Origin of the sequence: uncultured Campylobacter sp. (assembly GCF_937949835.1) — a bacterium.
Taxonomy (GTDB): domain Bacteria; phylum Campylobacterota; class Campylobacteria; order Campylobacterales; family Campylobacteraceae; genus Campylobacter_B.
In genome coordinates, this window is record NZ_CALEDC010000027.1 from 1 (window position 1) to 2,306 (window position 2,306).

General features: G+C 53.8%; 3 protein-coding genes. All 3 read left to right on the forward strand.

Annotation, left to right across the window (positions count from 1 at the left end):
- The coding region (locus Q0256_RS00630; RefSeq protein WP_297959075.1) for a hypothetical protein at nt 1-362 on the forward strand (362 nt) is incomplete at its 5' end.
- 103 nt (nt 363-465) lie between these two features.
- Nucleotides 466-939 (forward strand): hypothetical protein, encoded by a 474-nt coding sequence (locus Q0256_RS00635; protein ID WP_297959077.1) that lies wholly within the window; start codon nt 466-468, stop codon nt 937-939.
- 73 nt (nt 940-1,012) lie between these two features.
- Nucleotides 1,013-2,287 carry a spore photoproduct lyase family protein gene (locus Q0256_RS00640; protein WP_297959079.1) on the forward strand — a complete coding sequence of 425 codons (1,275 nt, stop codon included), beginning with the start codon at nt 1,013-1,015 and terminating at the stop codon, nt 2,285-2,287.
- Nucleotides 2,288-2,306: the final 19 nt, after the last annotated feature.

Sequence of the window (2,306 nt, forward strand, 5' to 3'; positions counted from 1 at the left end):
CGACGCGGGTTGCGACACAAAGCGCAACGCAAGTCGAGGCGCAAAATTTAGCGAGCGTAAAACCCTCACAAATCGCGGTAGGCGGGCACAGCGTCGCGACGAATACCGCAGCACGAGCAACACAAAATACGCCGTGCACGGCAAAAGATGCCACCTGCGGGCACGCAAATCACTACGTTACGCTTTATGATATGGAGAGCGCGCTTTTCGCGAGCGCTTGCGAGCGCGCAGGCGTGCCGTGGGCGATGATGAAGATCGTAAGCGATCATCTGCGCGGCGAGCGGCTTTGCAAAAGCTTCGTCTATGAGCTCGTAAAGGCGCGTCTGCCGCAAATCCGCGCCGCAATAAAGAGCAAAATTTAACTACGAGACGTATGCAAAAAACCGAGCCGAGAGATGAAATTTTGGCCTCACATACTAAATAAGACGCGGAATTTGAAGGTATTGCAGAGTCACAGGAGAAACTATGAAAATAAAAGGCTCTTATCTGTATTTCGCCCTCTTGGCATGCGCGTGCGTCGCGGCTTGCGCGTATGCCGTGGCGGATATGTTCGCGGATCCGCCCTCGTTGGTCTTTTTAGCTCTTTTGCTAGTATTTTTCTGTATCGGGCTATGGCTAAAAGACGCCCTAATAGGCGTGCGCTACCTATTTTACTGCGTCTGCGTGCAGCTGCTCTTTGCAGCAGCTATATTCGCCGCTCATAAATTCCCCGCCATGGCGCAGTTTGTGCGCAGTGCCGAGATAGACATCGGCGGCGTGCCGCTAGGTATCGCTCTGCTCGTGCTACCCGCGTTTTTCTGCGCCCTGCCGTATTACTACCGAACGGGCGTCAAAAAAATCCCGCAAAAGCTCATACTCGGCGGAATTTTGATCCTAAACGTCGCTATTACGCTAGCTTACGCCTTATATTTCGAGCGACTATTCTATAGCGTGATCTGAAATTTCAACGATTTTTAGTGGCGGCGCGCGAAATTTAAGTATAATTTGCAAAATTTAAACGAAGCGGAGCAAGATGACAGAGGCGAAAAAGGAGCCGGGCGCGCAGTTTGGCGTGAATCTGAGCGAGCGATCAAGCGCGTTTTTGGGCGCGCTATTTGAGAAATTTCACTTTTCATTTCAGCAACGAAAGCAGCTAGCGGAGTTTGCGAGCGATTTTGAGGCGTGGGACGAGACGCCCGTTTATGAGCTGCTTGCGGACGGGCAGTGTGGGCTAAATTTTAATAAAGCCAAATTTAATAAAGCAGGGAAAGTCCCAAGCGGCGAGCAAATTTTTAATTTCGTGCGCGAGACTTGGCTTGAGCTAAAGTCGCGCCCGCATTCATACGCGAGCTTCAAAAGCGATTACGCGCCGAAAAAATTTGAAATTTCCTCTTTTCGCGCGGATCGTATCGCTTTGGGGCGCTGTCCAGTGGCGAGCGAAAACACGCGCTGCTGCAATCTGCTGACGCTCGATGCCGTTAATTCGTGCGGCTTTGACTGTTCCTATTGTGCGATCGGCTCCTTTTACAAGCAGGGGAAAATCGGCTTTGACGAGAATTTCGCGGCAAATTTAGCGCGCCTGCGGCTCGATCCTGCGCGCAGCTACCACATCGGCACGGGTCAGAGCTCCGACTCGCTCATGTGGGGCGATCGCTTCGGCATTTTAAGCGCGCTAACGGACTTTGCGGTGCGACATGAAAACGTGATTTTGGAGCTTAAAAGCAAGTCGAACAATATTAAGTTTTTCCTGCAGCGCGAGATCCCGCGCAACCTCATCGTCACCTTTTCGCTAAATACGCCCGCGATCATAGCGAACGAGGAGCATCTAAGCGCGAGTCTGGATGCGCGGCTGGCGGCAGCCGAAGCGCTCGCGGCGCGCGGCATTTTGGTGGGCTTTCACCTCCACCCGATGGTTTGGTACGAGGGGTGGCGGAGTGATTACGGCGCGCTTTTTGAGCGGCTGCTACGCAGCTTCGATCCAAGCGGCGTCGCGATGGTCTCGCTCGGCACGCTTACCTTCATCAAACCCGTCGTAAAAAAGCTGCGCTCGCGCGGGCTACGGAGCAAAATTCTGCAGATGCCCCTTGCGGACGCGAGCGGCAAGCTGTCCTACCCGCTGCAGATCAAGCGCGAGCTTTTTAAATTTGCCGCGGACGCGCTTTTTCCGTGGCGCGAGCGCGTGTTTTTCTACCTCTGCATGGAGGATGCGAGCCTGTGGCGCGAGGTTTTGGGGCACGAGTACGAAAGCAACGACGCGTTTGAGGAGGCGATGAAGGCGGCGTATTTTGCAAAGATACGGCAGCGTTAGGCGCGCTGTTTGCCGCAGA

Bases quoted from the DNA above. Each gene is read 5' to 3' on its own strand.
- Q0256_RS00640 (WP_297959079.1), top strand. From the start codon at position 1,013: ATGACAGAGGCGAAAAAGGAGCCGGGCGCGCAGTTTGGCGTGAATCTG.
- Q0256_RS00635 (WP_297959077.1), top strand. From the start codon at position 466: ATGAAAATAAAAGGCTCTTATCTGTATTTCGCCCTCTTGGCATGCGCG.